Origin of the sequence: Mesorhizobium sp. M7A.F.Ca.CA.003.01.2.1 (assembly GCF_003998945.1) — a bacterium.
GTDB classification, from domain to species: domain Bacteria; phylum Pseudomonadota; class Alphaproteobacteria; order Rhizobiales; family Rhizobiaceae; genus Mesorhizobium; species Mesorhizobium ciceri.
Genome location: NZ_RZRA01000905.1, coordinates 1 through 2,287 on the forward strand (window position 1 = coordinate 1; position 2,287 = coordinate 2,287).

The following is a 2,287-nucleotide window of genomic DNA, read 5'->3' on the forward strand; positions in this document are numbered from 1 at the left end:
GGCTGAGCGAACTGCGGCTTCCAGTTCTCGTCGAACCAGCGGGCGCCGAAGGAGTTCGACAGGGCGGTCAGGAAAGCCATGTTCTCGCCCCAGCCGGCCTTGCCGCGCAGGCACACGCCGTTCACGCCATTGGCGCGGTCGGTCATCTTGTCGGCGGCCTGCTTGATGAAGTCCCAGGTCGGCGCGTCGGGCATCTTCAGCCCGGCCTTGTCCATCAGGTCCTTGCGGTACATGACGAAGGAGCTTTCGCCGTAGAAGGGCGCGGCATAAAGCTTGCCGTCGACCGAAAGGCCGCCAGCAATGGCCGGGATGATGTCCTTGGCGTCGTAGTCGTCGCCGAGCTTGTCGAGCGGCAAAAGCCAGCTCTGCTTGGCCCAGATCGGAACCTCATAGGTGCCGATGGTCATCACGTCGTACTGGCCGCCCTTGGTGGCGATGTCGGTGGTGACGCGCTCGCGCAGCACATTCTCTTCGAGCGTAACCCAGTTGAGCTGGATGTCGGGGTTCGCCTTGGTGAAGTCCTCGGTCAGCTTTTGCATGCGGACCATATCGCCATTGTTGACGGTGGCGATGGTGATGGATTCGGCGTGTGCGGCGAACGCAAGCGTGCTGGCCGACAACAAGCCCAGGGTGAGCGTGCGAAGTTTCATCAAATTCCTCCCTTGAACCAAGATGAGCATTTGCCTTGGCTTTGGGCAATTACTCACTTGGCGTGAATTATGTCAAGTCGGATTCGATGCTGCAGCGCAGCACCCGGGCGACACCGCAGGCCGGGACGAGCGGAAATTGCCAGGACGAAGAGCGTCCCGGCCGGATACAGTGCGGCAACAGCGGATGGATCTGCGAGACCAGGTGCAGCCCGCAAGCTTGCCGGTCAGCAGGCGATCTCGGCCAGCAGCCAGTCGCGGAAGGCACGGATCTTCGGCACGTTGCGGCGCGCTTCGGGGTAGACCAGCCAAAAGGCATGGCCGTCGTCGCCAACCAGATCGAAAGGCTGGATCAGGCGCCCACCGGCAAGTTCCGCCTTGAACAGCGCCCTGGTCAGGATCGCGACGCCATGACCGGCGATCGCCGCGTTGGCCTCATAGGCCTGCGCGCCCATGCTGCTGCCGGGCCGTTTGGCGAGATCGTGCGAGTGCACGCCGGCAGCCTCGAACCATTGCGTCCACCAGATGTCGCCGGGATCGAGGATCGGCAGCCGCAACAGGTCCGCCGGTTCCCTGACGCCGCCGATGCTTGCCGCGAGCTTCGGGCTCAGCATCGGCGTGAAATCGGCATCGAGCAGCTTGTAGGCTTCCAGCCCCGGCCATTTGCCGCCGCCCGACCGGATGGCGAGGTCGACATCCTCGCGGGCGAAATCCGTCAGCCGGCTCGATGTTTCGAGCCGCACGGCAAGGGAGGGATGAGCGATCTGGAATGAGCCCAGATGGTGCGCCAGCCAGTTCGAGGCAAAGGTCAGCACCGTCGTGACGCACAGCAATCCGTCGGCGCCGCCACGCGCCGCCGCATAGGCCTGGCCGAGAATGGCGAAGGCCTCGCTGACCGCTGGCGCAAGGCGCTGTCCAGCCTCGGTGAGTGCGATCTGGCGCGGCCGGCGCAGGAACAGCGGCGCGCCGACCCGTTCCTCCAGCACCTTGATCTGATAGCTGACCGCCGCTTGCGTCATGGCAAGTTCCTCGGCCGCCTTGGTGAAGGAAAGATGCCGCGCCACCGCTTCGAACACCCGGATCGCCTGCAGCGGCGGAAGCTGTGAAACCTGCCGAGAGCTGAGGTCCGGCATAAAGCCTCCTTATGGGTCCTTATCGACGTTCGATTGGCAAAGGCCGCCGTCAAGACCGACATTTCCAGTCAACCCGTCATTCGGGTTCAGGATAGCGAAGGTTGACGATCATGACCATGGCGCAGCAAAAATGCACTTCCGCACCCGATCATCGCTGGTTTTCGTGGCTGACGGATGGATTCGGCTGGTTCGCAGCCAAAAAACGGGCACATCTCGACATCAGGGACCTGTCGCCGCATCTGCAGCGCGATCTCGGTTTTCTCGATGGCAACGACCATTTCGGGCGGCACAGCTAGCGCGGTTGGTTTTATCGCAAATCAGTTGTGCTTCCGGTCAGATGCTGGCGAGCAGCGCGGCGGCGGTCCGTTCATCGGTGATGAGGCCGTTGATCAGCCGCCGGTTCGCGGCCGCCAGAATGCCCGGCAGCTTTCGTTCTCCCATCGCCAGTGCGATGACCAGCGATTTCTCGCGTGACGGCAGCGACGCCGACGACACCCGGTCGTTGGT

General features: G+C 63.3%; 4 protein-coding genes. 1 reads left to right on the forward strand and 3 read right to left on the reverse strand.

All coding sequences use genetic code 11. The features are described 5' to 3' along the window. Both EN969_RS27440 and gcvA read right to left on the reverse strand, forming a co-directional pair. Positions 1-650 (reverse strand): extracellular solute-binding protein (locus tag EN969_RS27440; protein ID WP_127419559.1); only part of this gene is annotated, 650 nt, incomplete at its 3' end. Between the two features lie 224 nt (positions 651-874). Next, positions 875-1,780 (reverse strand): transcriptional regulator GcvA, encoded by a 906-nt coding sequence (gene gcvA, locus EN969_RS27445; RefSeq protein WP_013528412.1) that lies wholly within the window; start codon positions 1,778-1,780, stop codon positions 875-877. A 110-nt stretch (positions 1,781-1,890) separates the two neighbouring features. Between gcvA and EN969_RS27450 the strand changes: the two genes are divergently transcribed. Beyond that, positions 1,891-2,076: a hypothetical protein gene (locus EN969_RS27450; RefSeq protein WP_063170431.1), complete on the forward strand. Its 186-nt coding sequence runs from the start codon at positions 1,891-1,893 to the stop codon at positions 2,074-2,076. A 37-nt stretch (positions 2,077-2,113) separates the two neighbouring features. Here the strand turns inward: EN969_RS27450 and EN969_RS27455 are convergent. Next, positions 2,114-2,287 (reverse strand): sugar-binding domain-containing protein (locus tag EN969_RS27455; RefSeq protein WP_281060036.1); only part of this gene is annotated, 174 nt, incomplete at its 5' end.